This is a genomic window from Nonlabens ponticola (assembly GCF_003966335.1).
In the GTDB taxonomy this organism is placed as follows: domain Bacteria; phylum Bacteroidota; class Bacteroidia; order Flavobacteriales; family Flavobacteriaceae; genus Nonlabens; species Nonlabens ponticola.
In genome coordinates this window covers 1788232-1808219 of the sequence record NZ_CP034549.1, presented here as the reverse complement: position 1 = coordinate 1808219, position 19988 = coordinate 1788232, and the positions used below count along the sequence as shown (strand labels likewise).

The 19988-nt window shown below is 40.1% G+C and carries 16 protein-coding genes; 11 read left to right on the top strand and 5 right to left on the bottom strand.

Translation table 11 applies throughout. From position 1 onward, the window contains the following. Nucleotides 1-23: 23 nt before the first annotated feature. The 6 genes from EJ995_RS08205 to EJ995_RS08180 all read left to right on the top strand — a co-directional run bounded on the left by EJ995_RS08205 (nucleotide 24) and on the right by EJ995_RS08180 (nucleotide 6270). Nucleotides 24-980, top strand: coding sequence for a DUF368 domain-containing protein (locus EJ995_RS08205; protein WP_126447436.1), 957 nt, complete (start codon nucleotides 24-26; stop codon nucleotides 978-980). Further along, nucleotides 959-2002 (top strand): DUF368 domain-containing protein, encoded by a 1044-nt coding sequence (locus tag EJ995_RS08200; RefSeq protein ID WP_126447434.1) that lies wholly within the window; start codon nucleotides 959-961, stop codon nucleotides 2000-2002. Before EJ995_RS08205 ends, EJ995_RS08200 begins: the two co-directional genes overlap by 22 nt. Further along, entirely contained in the window at nucleotides 1977-2768 is a 792-nt protein-coding gene (locus tag EJ995_RS08195) for a shikimate dehydrogenase family protein (RefSeq protein ID WP_126447431.1), read from the top strand. The genes EJ995_RS08200 and EJ995_RS08195 overlap by 26 nt, the downstream gene beginning before the upstream one ends. Nucleotides 2769-2831: 63 nt before the next feature. After that, complete coding sequence (locus tag EJ995_RS08190) at nucleotides 2832-4967, top strand: DUF349 domain-containing protein (RefSeq protein ID WP_126447429.1); 2136 nt, start codon at nucleotides 2832-2834, stop codon at nucleotides 4965-4967. Between the two features lie 63 nt (nucleotides 4968-5030). Continuing rightward, complete coding sequence (locus EJ995_RS08185; protein ID WP_126447427.1) at nucleotides 5031-5708, top strand: hypothetical protein; 678 nt, start codon at nucleotides 5031-5033, stop codon at nucleotides 5706-5708. 40 nt (nucleotides 5709-5748) lie between these two features. After that, nucleotides 5749-6270, top strand: coding sequence for a CIA30 family protein (locus tag EJ995_RS08180; protein WP_164549898.1), 522 nt, complete (start codon nucleotides 5749-5751; stop codon nucleotides 6268-6270). Between the two features lie 64 nt (nucleotides 6271-6334). On the opposite strand, the gene EJ995_RS08175 is transcribed toward EJ995_RS08180, so the two are convergent. The 3 genes from EJ995_RS08175 to pfkA all read right to left on the bottom strand — a co-directional run bounded on the left by EJ995_RS08175 (nucleotide 6335) and on the right by pfkA (nucleotide 9328). After that, entirely contained in the window at nucleotides 6335-7189 is an 855-nt protein-coding gene (locus EJ995_RS08175; RefSeq protein WP_126447423.1) for a BadF/BadG/BcrA/BcrD ATPase family protein, read from the bottom strand. A gap of 68 nt (nucleotides 7190-7257) precedes the next feature. Beyond that, the gene (gene gap / locus EJ995_RS08170) at nucleotides 7258-8262 is read right to left on the bottom strand and encodes a type I glyceraldehyde-3-phosphate dehydrogenase (RefSeq protein ID WP_126447421.1); all 1005 of its coding nucleotides are present in this window, start codon (nucleotides 8260-8262) and stop codon (nucleotides 7258-7260) included. Nucleotides 8263-8341: 79 nt separating this feature from the next. Then, complete coding sequence (gene pfkA / locus EJ995_RS08165) at nucleotides 8342-9328, bottom strand: 6-phosphofructokinase (protein WP_126447419.1); 987 nt, start codon at nucleotides 9326-9328, stop codon at nucleotides 8342-8344. A gap of 221 nt (nucleotides 9329-9549) precedes the next feature. Between pfkA and EJ995_RS08160 the strand changes: the two genes are divergently transcribed. The 4 genes from EJ995_RS08160 (at nucleotide 9550) to katG (ending at nucleotide 15226) form a co-directional block, all read left to right on the top strand. After that, entirely contained in the window at nucleotides 9550-11280 is a 1731-nt protein-coding gene (locus tag EJ995_RS08160; protein WP_126447417.1) for a sodium:solute symporter family protein, read from the top strand. 30 nt (nucleotides 11281-11310) lie between these two features. Next, nucleotides 11311-11910, top strand: a complete 600-nt coding sequence (locus EJ995_RS08155) for a class I SAM-dependent methyltransferase (RefSeq protein ID WP_126447415.1) — start codon at nucleotides 11311-11313, stop codon at nucleotides 11908-11910. Nucleotides 11911-11913: 3 nt separating this feature from the next. After that, nucleotides 11914-12684, top strand: coding sequence for a hypothetical protein (locus EJ995_RS08150; RefSeq protein WP_126447413.1), 771 nt, complete (start codon nucleotides 11914-11916; stop codon nucleotides 12682-12684). Between the two features lie 247 nt (nucleotides 12685-12931). Then, on the top strand, nucleotides 12932-15226 hold the full coding sequence (gene katG, locus EJ995_RS08145) for a catalase/peroxidase HPI (protein WP_126447411.1): 2295 nt from the start codon (nucleotides 12932-12934) through the stop codon (nucleotides 15224-15226). A gap of 123 nt (nucleotides 15227-15349) precedes the next feature. Here the strand turns inward: katG and EJ995_RS08140 are convergent, their stop codons facing one another. Both EJ995_RS08140 and EJ995_RS08135 read right to left on the bottom strand, forming a co-directional pair. Next, nucleotides 15350-18076, bottom strand: coding sequence for a DEAD/DEAH box helicase family protein (locus EJ995_RS08140; protein WP_126447409.1), 2727 nt, complete (start codon nucleotides 18074-18076; stop codon nucleotides 15350-15352). Between the two features lie 48 nt (nucleotides 18077-18124). Further along, a complete protein-coding gene (locus EJ995_RS08135) occupies nucleotides 18125-19276 on the bottom strand; it encodes a serine hydrolase domain-containing protein (RefSeq protein ID WP_126447407.1) in 1152 nt (383 codons plus the stop codon). A 67-nt stretch (nucleotides 19277-19343) separates the two neighbouring features. On the opposite strand from EJ995_RS08135, the gene EJ995_RS08130 reads away from it, so the two are divergent. Further along, a complete protein-coding gene (locus tag EJ995_RS08130; protein WP_126447405.1) occupies nucleotides 19344-19976 on the top strand; it encodes a hypothetical protein in 633 nt (210 codons plus the stop codon). The last annotated feature ends 12 nt before the right edge of the window (nucleotides 19977-19988 follow it).

The following is a 19988-nucleotide window of genomic DNA, read 5'->3' as shown; positions in this document are numbered from 1 at the left end:
CAATTTCATAACTAGTCGTTCTCATGGCATTACCACGCAACATAAGCGTAATATTAAAAGGAATACTCATGGGTGCAGCAGATGTAGTACCTGGCGTTAGTGGTGGTACTATTGCATTTATCACAGGAATTTATGAAGAGCTGATTAGAACAATTGACGATCTAGATCTGGGAATTTTCAAAGATTTCAAGGAATTAGGATTCAACGCCACCATCAAAAAATACAATCTAGGATTTCTCGTGGCGCTTTTTGGAGGTATTTTAATCAGCATATTGAGTCTGTCCAAGGTTATCACCTATTTGCTTGAAGAACATCCAGTACTGGTTTGGGCTTTTTTCTTTGGATTAGTGCTCGCGAGCATCTGGTATATAGGTAAACAGATCAAACATTGGAATGTGCTGGTGATTATAGCTATCATAAGCGGCACGGCAATATCTTACTATATAACCATTGCAGAGCCATTGGGATCGCCAGATAGTTGGTGGTACTTAATATTTTCTGGTTTTATTGCTATCATCGCGATGATACTTCCTGGTGTTTCTGGCGCATTTTTATTACTACTTTTAGGTAGTTATCAAACCGTTCTCAATTCTATTACAGGACTGGTAGAAAGTATTGCAGCCGGCGAGTGGAAAGAAGCGTTATCCAATCTAGGAAACATTGCGCTAATTGGTATCGGCGCCATTCTAGGAATTAAGGTGTTTTCACGCGCGTTAACGTGGTTATTTGAACATAAAGAAAACTTAACGCTCGCACTTTTAACAGGTTTCATGATTGGGTCGCTTAACAAACTATGGCCATGGAAAGAGGTTATCTCTACCCGATTAAATTCTGAAGGTCAAGAAGTTCCATTTCTTGAAAGAAGCGTTTTACCAAGTCAATTTGATGGTGATCCGCAGATATTATTAGTGATCGTTTTAACAGTGATAGGTCTAGCCCTTATACTTATCTTAGAGCGATGGGCAAGTCAAAAACCATAGTACATCCACAACCTACTCGCAGTCTTTCAGACAAGTTCTTTCTAGTGCTTAAAGGTATGGCTATGGGAACCGCCAATAAGGTTCCTGGTGTCAGTGGTGGCGTGGTAGCATACGTAGCAGGTTTTTATGAAGAGTTTCTATATTCCTTCCAGCGGCTCAATGGCGTCTCATTTCAATTATTGTTGGGCGGTAGATTCCGTAGTTTTTATGAGTATGTGAATGGTCGGTTTTTGTTCCTATTGATTTTGGGAGAATTCATTAGTTACTTCACGGTAAGTCTGGGCTTTGATGTATTGATAAGCTACTACCCTATTCTCGTTTGGGCACTATTCTTTGGGATGATTCTGGGCTCGATATATTACCTATCTCGCAATTATGAAAACTGGACCAGTCGCAGGGTCATGTTTTTGTTAGGCGGCGCCGTGGTAGGTATAGGCACGTCGTTGCTAGATCCAGCAACGACCAATACCAACTTGATTTTCATATTCTTTTGTGGTATGGTGAGCATTTCAGGTATGGCCATACCTGGTTTGAGTGGTTCATTTCTGCTTATATTATTAGGCAATTATGTATTACTCATGGTCGATAGCATCAACGCATTTCTCAATGCCATTGTCAAGATTTTCAGCTGGAATTTTGAATGGTGGTATGACGATACTCAAACAGATCTACTTATAATTCTAGCCGTTTTTATTTTAGGATCACTGGTGGGTTTGATTACTCTGTCGCATTTATTGGGCTGGACAATGAAACATTACCGTGGTGAGACTAACGCGAGTATCATAGGATTTATCACTGGCTCATTGGGCGTTGTATGGCCGTGGAAGAAAGAGGTTTACAAAGTAACCGAGAATGGTACGACCATGATGGATGCCGCTGGTGATCCCATCCTTGAGAACTATGCCCGTTATTTCCCATCATTGCAGGAACCGCACACATGGATCGCGATCGTGGTTATTGGACTAGGTTTTGGCATCATTTATCTGTTAGATCATTATGGAAATCAAGCAAATCCCGCATAGCATTTTTGGCCTTATTGGTGAACGACTGGATTATAGCTTTTCACGCTCTTATTTCAGTAATAAATTTGAGGAATTAGGGCTCAAAGATCATCACTACCGCAATTTTGAAATAGCGCACGAGGATGATTTAGTTAGCTTTCGCGAAAGCGTAACATACAACAAACGACAGCGCACAACACAAGGAAAACACGAGATCATTAGAGGCCTTAACGTGACAATACCGTATAAGCAAAGTGTTTTTAAGATCATGGACCATGTGAGTGACGAGGCACAAAAAATAGGTGCCATCAATACGATTACCATTGAGGATAATGTGTGGATAGGTCATAATACAGATGCCTATGGCTTTGGGAAAGGTCTAGAACCATTCTTGCCTATCAATAGTAACGCGCTTATTTTAGGTACTGGTGGCGCATCAATGGCGATTGCTTATACGCTGGAGGCACTGTCGATTCCTTATTTAAAAGTGAGTCGCGATCCACAAGACGAGCACACCATAGATTATAAATCGATTAATAAAAATGTGCTGGATCAGATAGGGCTCATTGTAAATACCACACCGCTGGGAACGCATCCAGATGTAAGCGGTAAACCTGCAATTCCTTATGAGCATTTAAATGGGAGCCACGTACTGTTTGATCTGGTCTACAATCCACCTACTACCCTATTTATGAAACTGGGCTTACAGCATGGCGCCAGAGTCTCTAACGGTTACCAGATGCTTGTCCATCAAGCAGAAAAGGCCTGGGAATTGTGGAATAACTAGTGTGACGATCATTGGCAACCGTGTATATTCTAATTATCTTGCCATCCTTTAAAACCATTTACCATGGAAACGAATGACAACCTGCAACCTAAAGCAGATGGAAAAATAACCTCTCAAGAAGAGGCAGCCAACAGACCAGACGCGCATGAAAAAGCGATCGTCGAAGAATCTGAAAAAGCCAAAAACGAAGAACACATCGAGGTAGAACCAGAATCTGCCGAGAAAACCGTGCCTGGCAATAACAAGGTCGATGCACCTGTGGACGATTCAAGCACACATGAAGATGCTATTGTTGAAGAGAAGAAAAAAGTAGAAACCACCAACGATCCTATTGTCGAGGTTGACGAAGAAGATGAAGATGAGGATGAAGAGGAAGATGTATCTACAGATGAAAATTCCAAATCTCCAGAAGCAAAGGATTATTCTAACCTGACGATTGCTCAACTATCTGATGAGTTGCGAGAATTGATACAGGAATATCCTATCAATAGTTTTAAAAAGCAGGCCATTGAGATTGAAAAGGCATTTAAGCTTAAAGACGAGGAACTAAAGGCAGCAGATCTTAAGCGGTTTACCGCTGATCAAGAAACCTTACCAGAAGCTGATAGATCAACTTTTGAATACAATAACAAGGACAGTAAGGCTTTTACCGACTTACATAGCTTATACCGCAAGAAAAAAGGTGAACACCAGCGTGCGATTAGAAAAGAACAAGAAAGTAATCTTGAGAAACGTCGCGCTATCATTGAAGGTATAAAGAATCTAATCGATGAAGAAGAGAATATAGGAACCACGTTCAAAAAATTCAATCAATATCAGGATGAATGGAAAAACACGGGTAGCATACCACATGATGCCTACAATATCATCTGGGAAGATTACCGCTTGCATGTACAGAATTTTTATGACTACATCTCTTTAAGTAAGGAGTTACGCGATAAGGATTTTGAACGTAATCTTGAATTTAGACACAAGATTATTGCGAGAGCTAAGGAACTTGCTGAGGAGCAAGACATTCACAAAGCACTGCGTGAGCTGCAGGAACTACACCGTATGTGGAAAGAAGACAGCGGTCCTGTTGCCAAAGAAATGAGAGATCCAATCTGGGATGAATTCAAAGCTGCTAGTGACGTGATCCATGAGAAGCGTCAAGAATACTATGCTGAACGAGATAAACAAGCTGAGAAGAATCAAGTCATTAAGGAGAACATTATTGCAGAGATTGAGCGCATTGTAGAAAGTGAGCCTAAGTCCCATAAAGATTGGCAAGAACGTTTAAAAGAAGTGAACGCGTTGCGTGAACTGTTTATGCAAACTGGTCCAGCGCCTAAAAAAGTAAATAATCAGGTATGGAATAACTTCCGTACGGCAACTAGAGAATTCAATAAAGCCAAAAATGATTACTATAAGTCCTTAAAAGAGGAACAGCAGAAAAATCTTGATAAGAAGATGAAGCTCATTGCCATTGCAGAGCAGCATCAAGATTCAGAGAATTTTCAGGAATCGCTGGATATCATGAAACGTATTCAAGCAGACTGGAAAAAAATAGGTCATGTGCCACGGAAGGATAGCGACAGGATCTGGAAACGATTCCAGAAAGCTTGTAACGCATTCTTTGATCAAAAAAACGCCCAGAAAAAAGCAGAGAACAAAGAGGAGCTTGCAAACTTTGAGGAGAAAGTAAAAGTATATGATAAGCTCAAGGAATTGTTGCCTCAAGATGATCAAGACGCCATGCAATCTCAGGTAAAAGCCATTATGGATGAATGGGCTACCATAGGTCGCGTTCCTCACTCAAAGCGTCATATCCACGATAAGTTTGACAAGCTAGTAAAATCTAAATTGACGGCAGCTGGATTGAGCGCTGTCGATGCAGAAATGATCAAGTACGAGAACAAGTTATCCAGCCTCAAAGAAGGTGAAGAACGAGATTTTAAAAATGAACGTTTCTACCTGCGCAAGCGTCGCGATGAGATTCAGGACGAGATGCGTCAGCTTGAGAACAATCTGCAATTCTTTAATGCAAAGGACGATAAGAATCCACTGCTTATCCAACAGCGCAAGAATATTGACGCTCTTCAAAAAGAGCTGGATGTGATCAAGGAAAAGCAAAAGCAGTTGAATATTCTACAACGCCAGATAGAAAAAGACAACGCGCCTGAAACTGAAACGGAGAATGACGAACAAGAAGAGAATTAATTCTTTATCAAATCCATTATTGAAAAGCATCCAATGATTGGATGCTTTTCTTATTTTTAGTTTATGTGGAAGTATCTGGAAAAGCATTGGGGTAATGTTTTAAGCTATTATGAGCAACTCATGCGCACTCGCGACAAGGTGCCTAGAATAAATGATTCCGCGATTGAAGAAGTAATTGAATTAATAAGACCTTTACTACTGACTTCTTACCCATTTTCAGTTGATAAATTATTAAATGGTAGCCATTTAAGTCATACTGGAAAGGAAATAAATCGTTTACCATATCTAGCAACCTTGCATCATCCAGATTATAATCTTGATGTCTACTTACTTACAAAAGCGGTTAAGCAAAGTAGCAAAGATTTCATGGAGGTGAATGTCAGTCAAGTTGATAATTCTGTAAAGATTGCAAACGAGAATTATTCTCTACCTATGTGGGAAGCGATCATTCACATCAATCCAGAATTACATCATAAAATTGTAGCGCTTTCCCCAAATCATCCTTGGACATTATATCGTGAAGCAAAAAATAAAATGCTGTCAACAAAAAGTCAGAATAATCAACCATCGTCAAATCAACTAGCTGGATATCCACAATGGCTTATCAATGATGTCGATTATCGAATTATAAAACCGTTGAAATTTTTATTTCAATACCAAGTTCCAGATAGTGACATCATGATTTACTGCTTTCTTGATCCAAAAAATCTCGAAACTATTCATTTCAAACAATCGCTTTAAAAAATGTTTCTAATTATCTTTAGAAGGAATAATACTACCATTGGACTTTAGAAATTATAAAATCACACCTATTGAAATTCTTTTTGAAGAAAATCAACGAGAATTTGAATGGACTGCTATTACAGATAAGATCGCAGGCGGCTTGAGTAAAGCCGACTTAATTCAACATGAGGAGTATCTTGAAATGTCAGGCCACATCAAAAAATCTGGTATTTTAAGATGGGCAGCGCTGCGTTCTAAAAGAAAAATTCAAGATTTAAGTAATTATAATTTTATTGAGATAAGATTGCGTACTGATGGTCAACCATTTGAATTTCAAATGGAATATAAAGAAGGTTGGCAGGACGAGAAGTTGAGTGTTACCATTGATCTTGTAAAAGATCATTGGACTACCTGGCATGTTGATATGGATGACCTCAAGTTATTCAATATGCAAGAAGGCTACATGACACGCAGGCCTAAAGATGAATTTAAGGAAACCATTTTAAGATATAACTTCCTTCATCTACGTGATGAATCCAGCGACTTTAAACTAGATATTGAATATATCAAGTTTCATTAAAACAAAAAAGATCGCATTTTCTTCATGCTAATGGCACCATTGACTTTTAAAGCAGCACATCTATTTACGCCAACTTCGCGCGATGATAATCCACTAGGCCTTCTATAGGTCTGCGTACTATATTGCCTACCTCATAGTCAAACTCACCAGCAACTTGCTTGATGCGACGCTCAGCAAAATGTGCGATGCTACCCACAAAATGGACTTGATGCGCCTTAATCTCTTCATGGAATTGAAGGATCATGTTACGGGAAAATTTGCGCAAACCACGACGCAGTAATTTTTTAATGTAGCGCTCGTCTAAATTCTGAAAAATAAATTCTGCATGCTTTGCTAGATAAGCGTTTGGGTTGGGCTGTTTATAAAGATTAAATTTGATATGATCACTTTCCATGTCATAGGCCACGGCAAACGATTTTCTCAGATCTTCTGGCATATTTTTGAAGTAATAATCTCTTATCAATTCTTTCCCATACCAGTTACCACTAGCCTCATCCATAAGTGTATAACCTAAGCTGGTTACCTTATGAGTGATGTTCTTACCATCAGAGAAGCAACAATTTGATCCGGTACCTAGAATGCAAACCACACCAGGCTTATCGCCTACTGCTGCATATACCGCTGCTGCTGTATCTTCTTTTACAGTTACCTCTGCATTAGAGAAATAGGTTTGTAACAATACTTGCAAAGCCATTCTGGGCTTTTCTGTACCACAACCAGCACCGTAAAAAAACACTTGGGTTACCTCATCTTTACTGGATACCAACTCTTCACTGCTCACCATACGAGATTGCAGCTCTTCTACTGATAGGATTGCTGGATTCATGCCCTCAGTGCGCGTTTTAAATAGCTGCTCGCCTTTTTCATCGAGCGCAATCCAGTCGCATTTTGTTGAACCGCTATCAGTAATAAGTATCATAAAAGATGGTATTATTTAAACATAAAAAAGCTGCTAGTAAAATACTAGCAGCTTTAGGGAATGGTTGGTTAGAGAGAATTTACTTTTTCTGCAAGGTCAACAAGCTTGTTTGAGTAACCAAACTCATTGTCATACCAGCTCACTAATTTGTAAAAAGTAGGGTTTAACTCAATCGCTGCATCAGCATCATAGATGCTTGTACGTGCATCGCTAACAAAATCCTGTGATACCACAGGCTCATCAGTATATCCTACTACACCTTTCATAGCACCTTGAGATGCTTTTTTAAAGGCTGCGCTCACTTCTTCTAAAGATGTTTCTTTCTTTAGTTTTACAGTTAGGTCAACCACAGATACGTCAGCAGTTGGCACGCGGAAGGCCATACCAGTCAATTTACCCTTTAGTGAAGGTATTACCTTAGTCACGGCAACAGCTGCACCGGTAGATGTAGGTATAATATTATTCAAGGCACTACGACCTAATCTATAGTTCTTCTTGCTAGGTCCATCAACAGTAGCCTGGGTAGCTGTGGCTGCGTGTACCGTTGTCATCAATGCTTCCTCGATACCAAAGTTATCATCCAGGATCTTTGCCATAGGCGCTAGACAGTTAGTAGTACAAGATGCGTTTGATACTATAGTATGATCTGCTGTTAGCTCATTGTCATTGACACCCATCACAAACATAGGAGCTGTTTTTGATGGAGCGGAAATCACCACTTTCTTAGCACCAGCGTCGATATGCGCTTGTGCCGTGTCAAGGTCTGTAAAGATTCCTGTGCAGTCTGCAACAACATCTACATCCACATCGTCCCATTTAAGATTCTTTGGATCACGCTCTGCAGTAACGCGCACATGGACTCCATCGATGATAAGGTTACCATCTTTAATCTCGATAGATCCACCATAACGACCATGTACAGAATCATATTCTAGTAGGTATGCAAGTTGCTCCACATCAACAAGGTCGTTGATAGCAACAACTTCGACATTATCACGCTCGAGCGTTGCTCTAAAGACGATACGTCCTATTCTACCAAAACCGTTGATTCCTAATCTTAACTTCTTACTCATAATATTCTTATTTATTTAGACTGCTTATTTACAGCAGCTTATGATTAAATTTTATGTACTCCTTTAAATTGTTAATCTCTTATGTTGTCATGATATCACTTACACGTAAGAGCTCAAGATCAATATCAGTCTTTCCTTTCACTGCCTGATCAATAGGTGTAAGCGCCATCATACTATCCTTTATACCTACCATGTAATTCGTTTTACCATCTAATAGGCTTTCGACAGCTTTTACGCCCATGCGACTGGCAAGCACACGATCCCAACAGGATGGTGATCCACCACGTTGCATGTGCCCAAGTACGGAAACTCTTACTTCATATTCAGGTAGGTTTTCTTCTACATAATACTTAAGATCAAAGACGTTTTCACCTGTTTTATCACCTTCGGCAACCACCACGATACTGGATGATTTGCCTGAGGCGCGGCTGCGCTTTAAGCTTTCAATCAATCGCTCTTTACCTAGGTCTTCTTCGGGTATCAATATTTCCTCTGCACCAGCGCCAACTCCAGCATTGAGTGCAATGTGACCTACATCACGTCCCATAACCTCAACAAAAAACAGTCTGTTATGTGAACTCGCAGTATCGCGTATTTTATCTATAGCCTCGACGACAGTATTAAGTGCGGTGTCATATCCTAGCGTGCTGCTCGTTCCATATATATCATTATCTATGGTTCCAGGAATTCCCATTACTGGAAAATCATTTTCCTGGGAAAAAATCATTGCACCGGTGAAACTACCATCACCACCTATCACCACGAGTGCATCAAGACCTTTTTCCTTAGCCATTTTGAAGGCAATATCACGGCCTTCTCTTGTTCTAAATTCTTTGGATCTCGCACTCTTTAATATCGTACCACCCTTATTTATAATGTTATTGACGCTACGAGCATCCAGCGTTTTAAAATCGCCTTCAATCAGTCCTTGATAACCACGATAAATGCCCACGCACTCTAACTTGTGATAAGCACACGTACGCACAACAGACCTTATAGCGGCATTCATTCCTGGAGAATCGCCACCACTCGTCATCACTCCTATTCTTTCAATCTTCTTACTCATGTTACATTCACAATATCCTTGCTAATCTATTAAAGAAACAGCAAGTTACACGCTGTATCAATGAGAATTTCTCTATTCTAGAAATTTCAAACGTTTTCGTTGATAACTTTTAATCCTAATTTCATGTTTGCAGTGCAGTTGGTAATTATTCCGCTTTCGCGAAAGCGTGCTCACATATTCCTATATATTTATCATTCATAAATTTTTAACACAAGTAAACCATGGCTCTAGAGTTCATCGATTTTGCGATCATCATCGCTTTTTTTGTAATATCTCTCGTTGTAGGTATCGTGGTATCACGCCAAAGCTCTAAGAATGCCGACTCCTTTTTCTTATCGGGCAGATCCATGCCGTGGTGGTTGCTAGGAGTTTCCATGGTGGCAACCACCTTTGCTGCCGATACGCCTAATCTAGTTGCAGGAATAGTGCGTACGACTGGTGTCGCTGGAAATTGGGAATGGTGGGCATTTTTATTGACAGGAATGCTGACGGTCTTTTTCTACGCACGATTATGGCGACGCAGCGGCATCACAACAGATCTTGAATTTTATGAATTGAGATATGACGGGAAAAGCGCCGCATTCTTGAGAGGTTTTAGAGCGATTTATTTAGGTGTCATCTTCAACGTCATCATCATGGGAACCGTTTGTCTGGCCGCTATCAAGATAGGTCATGTGATGTTCGGCTTCAGTGCTGGACGCACACTTATCATTGCATCCATAGTTACCGTTGCCTATTCATTGTTGGGTGGTTTGAAAGGAGTTCTTATTACAGACTTCATACAATTCATAATTGCTATGGTAGGTTCTATCTGGGCTACCATCTACATTCTTGACATGCCAGAAATAGGCGGTATGCAAAATCTCATAACGCATCCCAATGTTGCTGGAAAAATTGACATGCTACCCGACTTCTCAAATACTGAGCTAGTTGCTGCCATTTTTATCATACCTATCGCCGTACAGTGGTGGAGCACTTGGTATCCTGGTGCAGAACCTGGTGGTGGTGGCTATGTAGCACAGCGCATGCTGGCTGCTAAGGATGAAAAAAATGCCACGTGGGCAGTGCTATTTTTCAATTTGGCTCACTATGCGCTAAGACCATGGCCCTGGATCATTATAGGTTTGGCATCATTGATCATTTATCCCAATCTAGACGCACTGGCTAACGCCTTTCCAGAACTGGAATCGCAATTCATAAAAAATGACTTGAGTTATCCAGCGATGCTCGTTTTCTTGCCCGCAGGATTGCTAGGTCTTGTAGTGACCTCGCTTGTCGCAGCATTTATGAGTACGATTTCAACACATCTTAATTGGGGTTCCAGTTACATCGTGAATGACTTTTATGCACGCTTTATTAATAGAGACGCCAGCGAAAAACAAAAAATCATCATAGGTAGAACTAGTATCATTGTAATGATGATTTTGGCTGGCCTGCTGTCATTAGTGTTGGAAGAGGCAAAAGATGCCTTTGATCTCGTCATACAAATAGGTGCTGGATCTGGATTGTTATTCATATTGCGATGGTTTTGGTATCGTATCAATCCGTGGTCAGAGATTACTGCGATGATCGTTTCCTTTATCATGGCGATACTGTTTTTCATCAATGCCCGATATGATGCGGCACTATTTCCTGATCTTGCAAGTTATGAGAAAATATGCAGCAACGTATTGATTACCAGCGTCGCATGGTTAGCGGTGACGTTTGTGACATCATCAAGCAGTGCGGAAACTCTAAAGACATTTCACCAAACAATTCATGGTGACCAGTCAAAATTTCACAATTTTCAGTTTAAAACTATTGCCTTTTTACTCGGTGTCGCTGGTGTTTACAGCTTGTTATTCGCGATCGGCAAACTGATTTATGGCGAGACCATGATCGGTTTTGTACTTCTAGGAGTATTTTTCCTTTGCACAACTGGAATTTTAGCGGTGCGAAAAAAGTTATTTTAGCACCTGCAACTTATAATCACATGGAGCGCGATGAAGTATTTTGTAAAAAGAATTAAAAACAAGGCCTTAAGAGCAAAATATAATCTGCCTACTTATGAGCCCAAACAGCTGCAGCAAGCATCTAAAATGCTTGAGATACACTCTGCATGGAAAGGATTGGAACAAATCATTCCAGATATTATAGAACGATTTAATCTTAATACTGATAGCTGTCTGGAATTTGGTACAGAATTTTGTTTCTCCACAGTGGCACTCTCCAATTATTTTGATAAAGTTATAGGTGTGGACACATTCATAGGTGATGACCATTCTGGAATTAAGCAAGATCATTATGAGTCAACCAGCGAATCGGTAGAAAAATTTAACAACATACACCTGATCCAGTCTACCTATCAAGAGTATATCAAAAACAATGAAGATCAACATGATCTCATCCATGTAGACATCATCCACGATTATAAACACACATATCAATGTGGATTATGGGCAGCTACGCATTCTTCTTGTGCTATTTTTCATGATACAGAATCGTTCATGGAAGTACGTCATGCTGTTTATGACATTGCCAAAAAGACGGGTAAGAAGGTATATAACTACCCTCATCATAATGGCTTAGGAATAATTGTATAGTCCATGCTTACAGATCAAGTTACTTTTGAGACCAAAGTATGGGAAAAGGATTGGGAGTTTATTCTCAAGAACAATTATCTCAAGAAAGTCATAGACTACTGTAACCATGAGTTTGATCACAGACAGATCATCATCAATAATGTCAAAGATCTTAACGGAGTAAAAAAGCATTGTGATCGACTTATTAATAATGGAGTCATTGACAGCTACCATGCAGTACATGATCATGAAAAAGAAACACTAGAACATTTTCAATTGGATAAGACGCATTTTGGCGCAGGATACGTCTACTCCATAGCTGAAATTGTTGGTATACAACAATGTCCTACTCCATTTCTGTTCCACCTATCTGGAGATAGCTGGATACCGAAAGATCAGGCAACGTGGATTCCCGATGGTGTGCAACTGCTCAAAAATAATAAGGACGTGATCTGCGTGAATCCTGCTTGGAATTTTGCCTTTGATCAGGTTCAAAATGAATCAACGAAAGTAGTAGAACCATTTGCCATCAGTCAAGGCTTCTCAGATCAAGCCTATCTGATCGAGACCGCAGTATTCAAAGAGAATATTTATAGTCATGACCACCAGGATTCACAGCGTTATCCAGTCTATGGTGGTGATCTTTTTGAAAAAAGAATAGACTCCTTTATGCGTGATTGTTCAAAATACCGTGCAACACATATGCAGACTAGTTATGTATCAAAAAACTTCCCTAGAGATTTTTTCTCACGAAAACTGCTGAGAAAAAAAATAGTCAGTGATAGAATAGGTTAAACACTTCTCGCAACATCCATTGTCGCAATTTCAGATAAACCGATTTGTATTATATTGGAAAACTTACGGCTTTTTGACTAATTTCAACGAGGCAGTACTAGTTGATAATTTATTTTTTTCTAATACTAATATTACCACAAAGCATAGGAAGATCATTTGAATGATGCTATTTTTTTATAGCTTTAAGCAATGCGGTAAAGCATCGTTTCTTAATGCGCTTTCACCTATAACCTATCAAATTACATCTATGAAAGATATAAGCAACCCAGAAAACCTAGCAATGTGCCCCTTTAGAGGTACACGTATAGGCGGCGCCATTGTATCCACACCTACGACTGATGATTGGTGGCCCAACAGACTACAAGTGGAATTCTTGCACCAGGAACAACCCATCTCCAACCCTTTGAGTGATGAGGATTATAAGGCTGCGTTTAATAGCCTGGACTATGATCAACTCAAGAAAGATATCAAAGAGGTTCTAGTGAGTTCTCAAGACTGGTGGCCTGCAGATTATGGCAATTATGGACCGCAAATGATACGCATGGCGTGGCATAGTGCTGGTACCTATCGCATCGCAGACGGTCGCGGCGGCGCTGGTCAGGGCATGCAACGTTTTGCGCCTATTAATTCCTGGTGGGACAATGGTAACATTGATAAGTCGCAACGACTTATCTGGCCTATAAAGAAAAAATATGGTGCGGCACTCTCATGGGCAGATTTGATCGTCCTCACAGGTAACTGCGCGCTAGAGATCATGGGCTTTCCTACTTATGGTTTTGCCGGCGGTCGCCGCGACGCATGGGAACCAGATCGCAGTACCTATTGGGGTCCAGAATTTTGGGACGGCAAGAAATATGAAGAATCGCAAACTGGTGTCAACCGCAAGGGTCATCCAGAAGAGATGGTGAACAATAACCTGCGATGGAAAGGTGATCCTAAGGAAGAATACCACGATCTTGAGAATCCGCTAGCTGCGACGCACTCCAACCTAATTTATGTAAATCCAGAAGGACCTGGCGCTAACGGTGATCCTATGGACAGTGCAAGAAACATACGGGAATCTTTTGCGCGTATGGCGATGAATGATGAAGAGACTGTGGCGCTTATTGCTGGTGGTCACGCCTTTGGAAAAAGTCATGGTATGGTAGAACCTGACAAATTGGGAGCAGCACCAGAAGCAGCACCTATGGAGGCACAAGGTTTTGGCTGGCATAATCCAGTAGGCAACGGTAATGCGGAAAATACGATGACCAATGGTATCGAGGGTTCGTGGACATCAAATCCAACCAATTGGGATAATGATTACCTGATCAACCTATTCAAATACGATTACAAACAGACTAAAAGTCCGATTGGTGCGATTCAATGGACACCAGTTCAAGAGGATGCTCCACAAACACCAGATGCACATATTCCTGGTAAGTCAGAGCCTATCATGATGATGACGTCTGACCTAGCGCTCAAGGTAGATCCGGCTTATCGCAAGGTGTGTGAGAAATTCATGGAAGATTTTGATTATTTCACTACCGCTTTCGCGAAAGCGTGGTACAAACTAACCCATCGTGACATGGGACCTAAGGATCGTTACCTAGGAACAGAAGTACCAGCTGAAGATCTAATCTGGCAAGACCCGATACCTGCGGTAGATCATAAATTGGTGAATGACCAACAAATATCAGATCTTAAAAAGCAGATTCTTGACAGCAGTTTGAGCGTGTCTGCACTTGTAAATGCTGCATGGTCAGCTGCATCCACTTACAGACATAGTGATAAGCGCGGTGGCGCCAATGGAGCAAGAATAGCGCTGGAACCGCAAAACAATTGGGACCTCAATAGACCTAAAGAATTGAACAAAGTGCTGGATACATTGAAAAATATCCAATCAGATTTCAATCAATCATCAGGCGATATAAAAATATCGCTTGCAGATCTTGTGGTGCTAGGTGGTTGTGCCGCCATAGAAAAAGCAGCGAGCGATGCAGGAAAAACTATAAAAGTACCTTTCACGCCAGGCCGCATGGATGCTAGCCCTGAATGGACTGATGTAGAAAGTTTTGATTGGTTAAAACCGGTATCCGATGGCTTTAAAAACTACCACAACAACAATGTAGGTTATCATGTGGCTCAGGAGCGCATCTTTCTAGACAGAGCAAATCTATTATCGTTGAGCGCGCCAGAATGGACCGTTCTTACAGGCGGATTACGAGTACTTGAGCAGAATTATGACTATTCTAAACATGGTGTATTCACGCAGCGCCCAGGTCAATTGACAAACGACTTTTTCCAGGTGCTTACCAGCATGGATTATGAATGGGTGCCTAAAAGTTCGAGCAAGTTGCTCTTTGATTTAAAGAGACGCGATAATGGTCAGGTAGATTATACGGCAACACGCAATGATCTAGTTTTTGGGTCAAATGCCCAATTACGCAACATCGCCGAGGTTTATGCTGCAGATGATGGAAATGATCGTTTTATCCATGATTTTGTCGCCGCATGGGACAAGGTCATGATGCTGGATCGTTATGATGTAAAAGACAGCTAGAACCTGTTTGATTAAAATAAAGCCCGATCGAGAGATCGGGCTTTATTATTTTGCAAAAATTCTTTCCTTGATCGTAAAGAATCAAGTAGTTGAAATAAGGAATGAGTAAAAGTAATTAATCTGCTACCTCCATATATTGACATGTTCAGCCTCTTCATCAAATTGGGATGCAAGAGACTTCATTCTTGACGTGAGAACAAACTTTCTACCTTCTACGGTTCTTGTAAAGATCAACTCACAATCACCCACGTATTGCTCCCAAGTGTCTTTAAAAAATAACGCTGTTTTCTTATTGCGACCCAAAACTTCTGGAATGGCATGATAGTCTTTTTGGCTCAGATAACCCATCAGTTTATTCTTCCTTATTAGGATGCATCTAGGATTATCAACTACTGAGACAATCTCCTGAAGCGCATTTATGAAAGTTGACTTATCATAGGTAGTTCCACCTTCTAGATGACAATAAACTGTCCCATACTCATTGACCGATGTAATCACCTTATAGCTAGAGTAGCTCGATTTAATAACGTTAGCATGAATTAAAGAACGTAATAAGACGTCTCCAATTTTATGCAAGTCCTTTGAAATATCTCGGTATTTGAAATATAACCTAAAGGCTTTGAGTGTTTTACCGCCAAAGGTCACAATCAGAATCATCAGTGGCACTAAGAGAATGGTATAAAATTGCCAAGTAGTTTTTACAAAGAACAAATCTTTAAAAGCACCTAAAAAATTTTCAAAGAAGAACGTTACTATCGCTGCAATAAGCGTGTAGATAAAGTTTGTTATAGTATCATTGAGATGAATGGTTTTTACCGCTTGGTAATTGGTCTTATTGGGAAACGGTAATTTAAGTTCCTCTACTAGCGTTACTCCTGTTTTTAAGGCATCATCCCATCGTTGTTTTAGATTTTTTCTATTGCCAGCCTGTTTGAACATTTCCAGGTTCGCCTGTATTGCTTGCTTTTCAAGATGAACTAATTCTGGTAGATTCAAGCGATCCATGCCATTTTCTATACCGCCTTTCTCTTTATTTGACACACCTACAAAACCTCTAAAGCGTCTTTTTAAAAGATCAAAGTCAGTACCACCATTAGGCGATGAGCTATCTATACAAGCTAGATGCCATATATTGGCAGTTTTATCTAAGTTTAGATTTTGAGTCCTGATGGCTCTACCTCGCATCTGATTAGACAAGACAAAGGACCCAACAAATGTTGCCAAAATCAATGTGTTGATACACGGTGCATCCCAACCTTCACCCAGCAAAGATTTTGTACCCACAAGAATTTCAATTTCTCCATCTTCAAAGAGTTCTGTAATTAGATGCACGATTTGATTTTTGTTCTGCTCTGTGCGATTTATGATTAGGTATTCATTATCATAGGTTAAGGTAACTGTGTTGATCTCATCAAGACCATTTTTGAACGCTTTGGCTTGTAAAGCACCGTAGGCGTTGTCAGGAATAATAATAATCGAACCTGTCAGAACTCCTATTTTTGATTTACCCCTATTAGATCTTCTCAACTTCTCAAAAATTGGGATGACTCCCATTTTATTTAGATCTAGACTGTTCTCATTTTCATTAATTAGATACTCCTTACGGATATAATCCGAAAGAATAACCAGGCGTAAATCGCAACCTAGATGTGAACGTTCAAAATCGACGATTTCTTGAATGCTATTAATTTTGCTAATACTTGATGTAAGCAAACCAGCCAGATTTCTATTGTATAGAAAATTGACTTTATTACGTTCAACAGCTCCGTATCTTTTGAGTCTGCTTAACAGTCTTTTTTGGTGTTCTATAAAATCGGGAAAGGCTTCTTCTTCCCTAAACAGATAAAATTCCAATAATTCTTCAGCCCATCTATAATCAAAAGCGGGAATCTCAGCATTTTTGTCATTGATGACCTCTTGATGTGACTCTGGTATTTCTTTACCAAAAGATTTCAAGAATATTAAAATAGCCGAATAGTACTGAAGATTGTCATAGATCCAATCTAAATGATCCAATGGGTTCTGCCAGATAGGATGCTGCTCTACTGCTATTGCAAGTGTGTCATCAGCCTTAACCTCTCTATACAGTTTACCAACATTGGTTCTGAAATTGATGATTTTACGACGCTCATCCTTGGTAGGCATAGTAAAATGGACATAATCCTGATGCGGACATAAGTCTTCTTCAATTACCAATTCTGGAACTGAGATTTCGGTATCAATCGGGCCATTTAAACTTATGTATCGATGCCATTGAGTATAGTTCACATCATAAGGTGGCGTGGCTGTTAGTCCAACAATTACTGGATCTAATTCAGACTTAATCTGTATCAAAGTATGCCACCATTCTTTTTTCAGGTGATGTGCCTCGTCTACCACAATAGTCCCAATGTTTTTAGATTGGAGCAATCCTACAATCTTGGAAAGTTCAGATCGAGAGGATCTTGATGGTGTTTCTTCAACATCAGCATCCTCTTCTTCCTCAAACTCTTCTTCTATAAGATTCCAATTATTGCACGCTGCGTGTAAACCTTGATAAGTGACCACGGTTAGAAAATCAGGATTTCTAATATCACGCGAAATCCAATCTGGCGTGACATTGGTTTGTAGAAAAAGCTCACAAAACCGTTGTATCCATTGGTTACGTATGGCCAAAGTTGGTCCAAGAATCAGGGTAGGTTTGTTTAATCTTATAGCAACTTCAATTCCCAAAACAGTCTTACCTGATCCTGGAGGTGCGATAATATGTAGGTGTTTATCCCTTAAGTGATGATTAAGTTCACGCAGCACTTTTTCTTGATATTTTCTCCACGGATACTTGAATTGGATATCTTTTGGGTATTCGGTCAATCTCTTATTTCTTAAGTTATTTTAAAGGAGTCGCATCAATAATTTGTCTCAGTCAATAGCAGCAGTAATCAGCTGCATAAACTCCTCTACCTTGCTAGGCTCCAACCACCTGGTAACGATCACCAGGTCGTGCTCGCGATCAACAATGATAAAGTTACCGCCAAAGCCAGCGGCATAAAAAACGTTCTCGCCTACTCCATTCCAGTGCCGTGATCCATCCGCATTATTGAGCCACCACATGTATCCGTAATTGGGATTTGGAGTCGATGGTGTCAAAGCGCGATCTATAAATTCCCGTGAGATCAATTGCTTGCCGTTCCAGTTACCATTATTGATAAATAGCAAGCCAAATCTCGCCATGTCTGTTGTATTAATAAACATTCCAGCACCGCTGTGGCCACCACCAGTAACCGACTTCATTTGCAGACCATCTACCGTTTCCCATGCGTTATCATAGCCTTTCCAACGCCAGGTTATGCTCGCGCCTATTGGATCCATGATATTCTCCTTGAGGACCACAGGCAGCGGTTTGCGATGCACCTGCAATAAACTGTATGCTAGCACATTTACTCGCACATCGTTATATTCCATGACCGTACCTGGTTTATGAGGCTGCGCATACTGCCAATCATCAACGTCACCATCACGTGGTGGTCGGTCTGCCCAGTCCTTGACGCCATACAACTCACCTTGCCAGGCGCTGTTTTGTTGTAATAATTGGCTCCAAGTGATCTGCGAATTCTGCTTACCAGCAAAGGTGCCATCCCAAACATAATTTGCTACGGTGTCATTCTCGCTAGCAATTAATCCTTTATCCAATGCTATACCTGCAACGGTTGATAGAAAACTTTTTGTGACAGAAAATGTCATGTCCACTCGATTTACGTCGCCCCAAGCCTTGACGATCTTTCCATTTTTCAAGATCATGCCTGCTGGACCACCGCGCTTTTTGGTAGGACCCAATATCTCATGGAATGGTTCTTTCTTGAATCCATCCAGAATAGCTATTCTCAAATCTCTGGAGCCTTTGTACTCGTTAGCTTTCGCGAAAGCTACCACATCATCCATCTTATCTGCATCCAGTCCAGCTTCTTGATAGGAAATAGTTTCCCAGCTAGCGGTTGATTGTGGGAAATACTGTTGTTGTGCATTTAGAATGAACGACGTAAAAGTCAATAAGAAATAGATAGATTGTTTCATATCTTTAAATATAATAGGATTAAGACCATCGTCCATCCACATCATTCAAAATTTGAAAAATCAAGTTATGAGGTACCAGCTTTTGACCTTACTTCTTTTTTGCTATGTATTTTCCTATGGCCAAGACGATGAGCCTAAACTCAACGACTTTGTTACAAAAGCGCGCGAGGCATTAAAAGATTCTAATGATTTGGATGCTTTGAGAAATTATCACAAGGTCTACATGCACGACTATAGGAAGCTAAAAAAGAGTGAAGCAGGCGATCAAATTGAATGGATTTTGTTTAGATATCACGAGGCTGAATTTAAAAAGATGCGCGGTACATGGATCTTTAATTCAGAAATAAGCAATTACCCAAAACATGAGAAAATAATTATTGAATCTAGAGAAATTGAATTCTATAAAAAGAAAGATGACACTCTCTATGATCGCAAAGAATTCAGAATAGTTCCTGACCCTGAAGATATCAATGGCTTTGGAGATAACATGATCACTTTAAAATTCTCAACTGGTGATATTTGGGAGTTCAAGATGAAAAACGATGGTAAGAATGATTTGCTATTCACTAAAAGAACTAGAACGAATGATGGTCACTTTGTGAGTTATAGCATGGATCCTCTGATTTTCAAAAGTGAAAATGAACGTAAAGAATATTACGTTAAAGAAAGGCGTCCGCACTATATTAGAGTTAGTGAATAAGCATTTATAATC

Bases quoted from the DNA above. Each gene is read 5' to 3' on its own strand.
- EJ995_RS08135 (WP_126447407.1), bottom strand. From the start codon at position 19,276: ATGAAACAATCTATCTATTTCTTATTGACTTTTACGTCGTTCATTCTA.
- EJ995_RS08200 (WP_126447434.1), top strand. From the start codon at position 959: ATGGGCAAGTCAAAAACCATAGTACATCCACAACCTACTCGCAGTCTT.
- katG (WP_126447411.1), top strand. From the start codon at position 12,932: ATGAAAGATATAAGCAACCCAGAAAACCTAGCAATGTGCCCCTTTAGA.
- pfkA (WP_126447419.1), bottom strand. From the start codon at position 9,328: ATGAGTAAGAAGATTGAAAGAATAGGAGTGATGACGAGTGGTGGCGAT.
- EJ995_RS08155 (WP_126447415.1), top strand. From the start codon at position 11,311: ATGAAGTATTTTGTAAAAAGAATTAAAAACAAGGCCTTAAGAGCAAAA.
- EJ995_RS08185 (WP_126447427.1), top strand. From the start codon at position 5,031: ATGTGGAAGTATCTGGAAAAGCATTGGGGTAATGTTTTAAGCTATTAT.
- EJ995_RS08175 (WP_126447423.1), bottom strand. From the start codon at position 7,189: ATGATACTTATTACTGATAGCGGTTCAACAAAATGCGACTGGATTGCG.
- EJ995_RS08195 (WP_126447431.1), top strand. From the start codon at position 1,977: ATGGAAATCAAGCAAATCCCGCATAGCATTTTTGGCCTTATTGGTGAA.
- EJ995_RS08160 (WP_126447417.1), top strand. From the start codon at position 9,550: ATGGCTCTAGAGTTCATCGATTTTGCGATCATCATCGCTTTTTTTGTA.
- EJ995_RS08205 (WP_126447436.1), top strand. From the start codon at position 24: ATGGCATTACCACGCAACATAAGCGTAATATTAAAAGGAATACTCATG.
- EJ995_RS08130 (WP_126447405.1), top strand. From the start codon at position 19,344: ATGAGGTACCAGCTTTTGACCTTACTTCTTTTTTGCTATGTATTTTCC.
- gap (WP_126447421.1), bottom strand. From the start codon at position 8,262: ATGAGTAAGAAGTTAAGATTAGGAATCAACGGTTTTGGTAGAATAGGA.
- EJ995_RS08150 (WP_126447413.1), top strand. From the start codon at position 11,914: ATGCTTACAGATCAAGTTACTTTTGAGACCAAAGTATGGGAAAAGGAT.
- EJ995_RS08190 (WP_126447429.1), top strand. From the start codon at position 2,832: ATGGAAACGAATGACAACCTGCAACCTAAAGCAGATGGAAAAATAACC.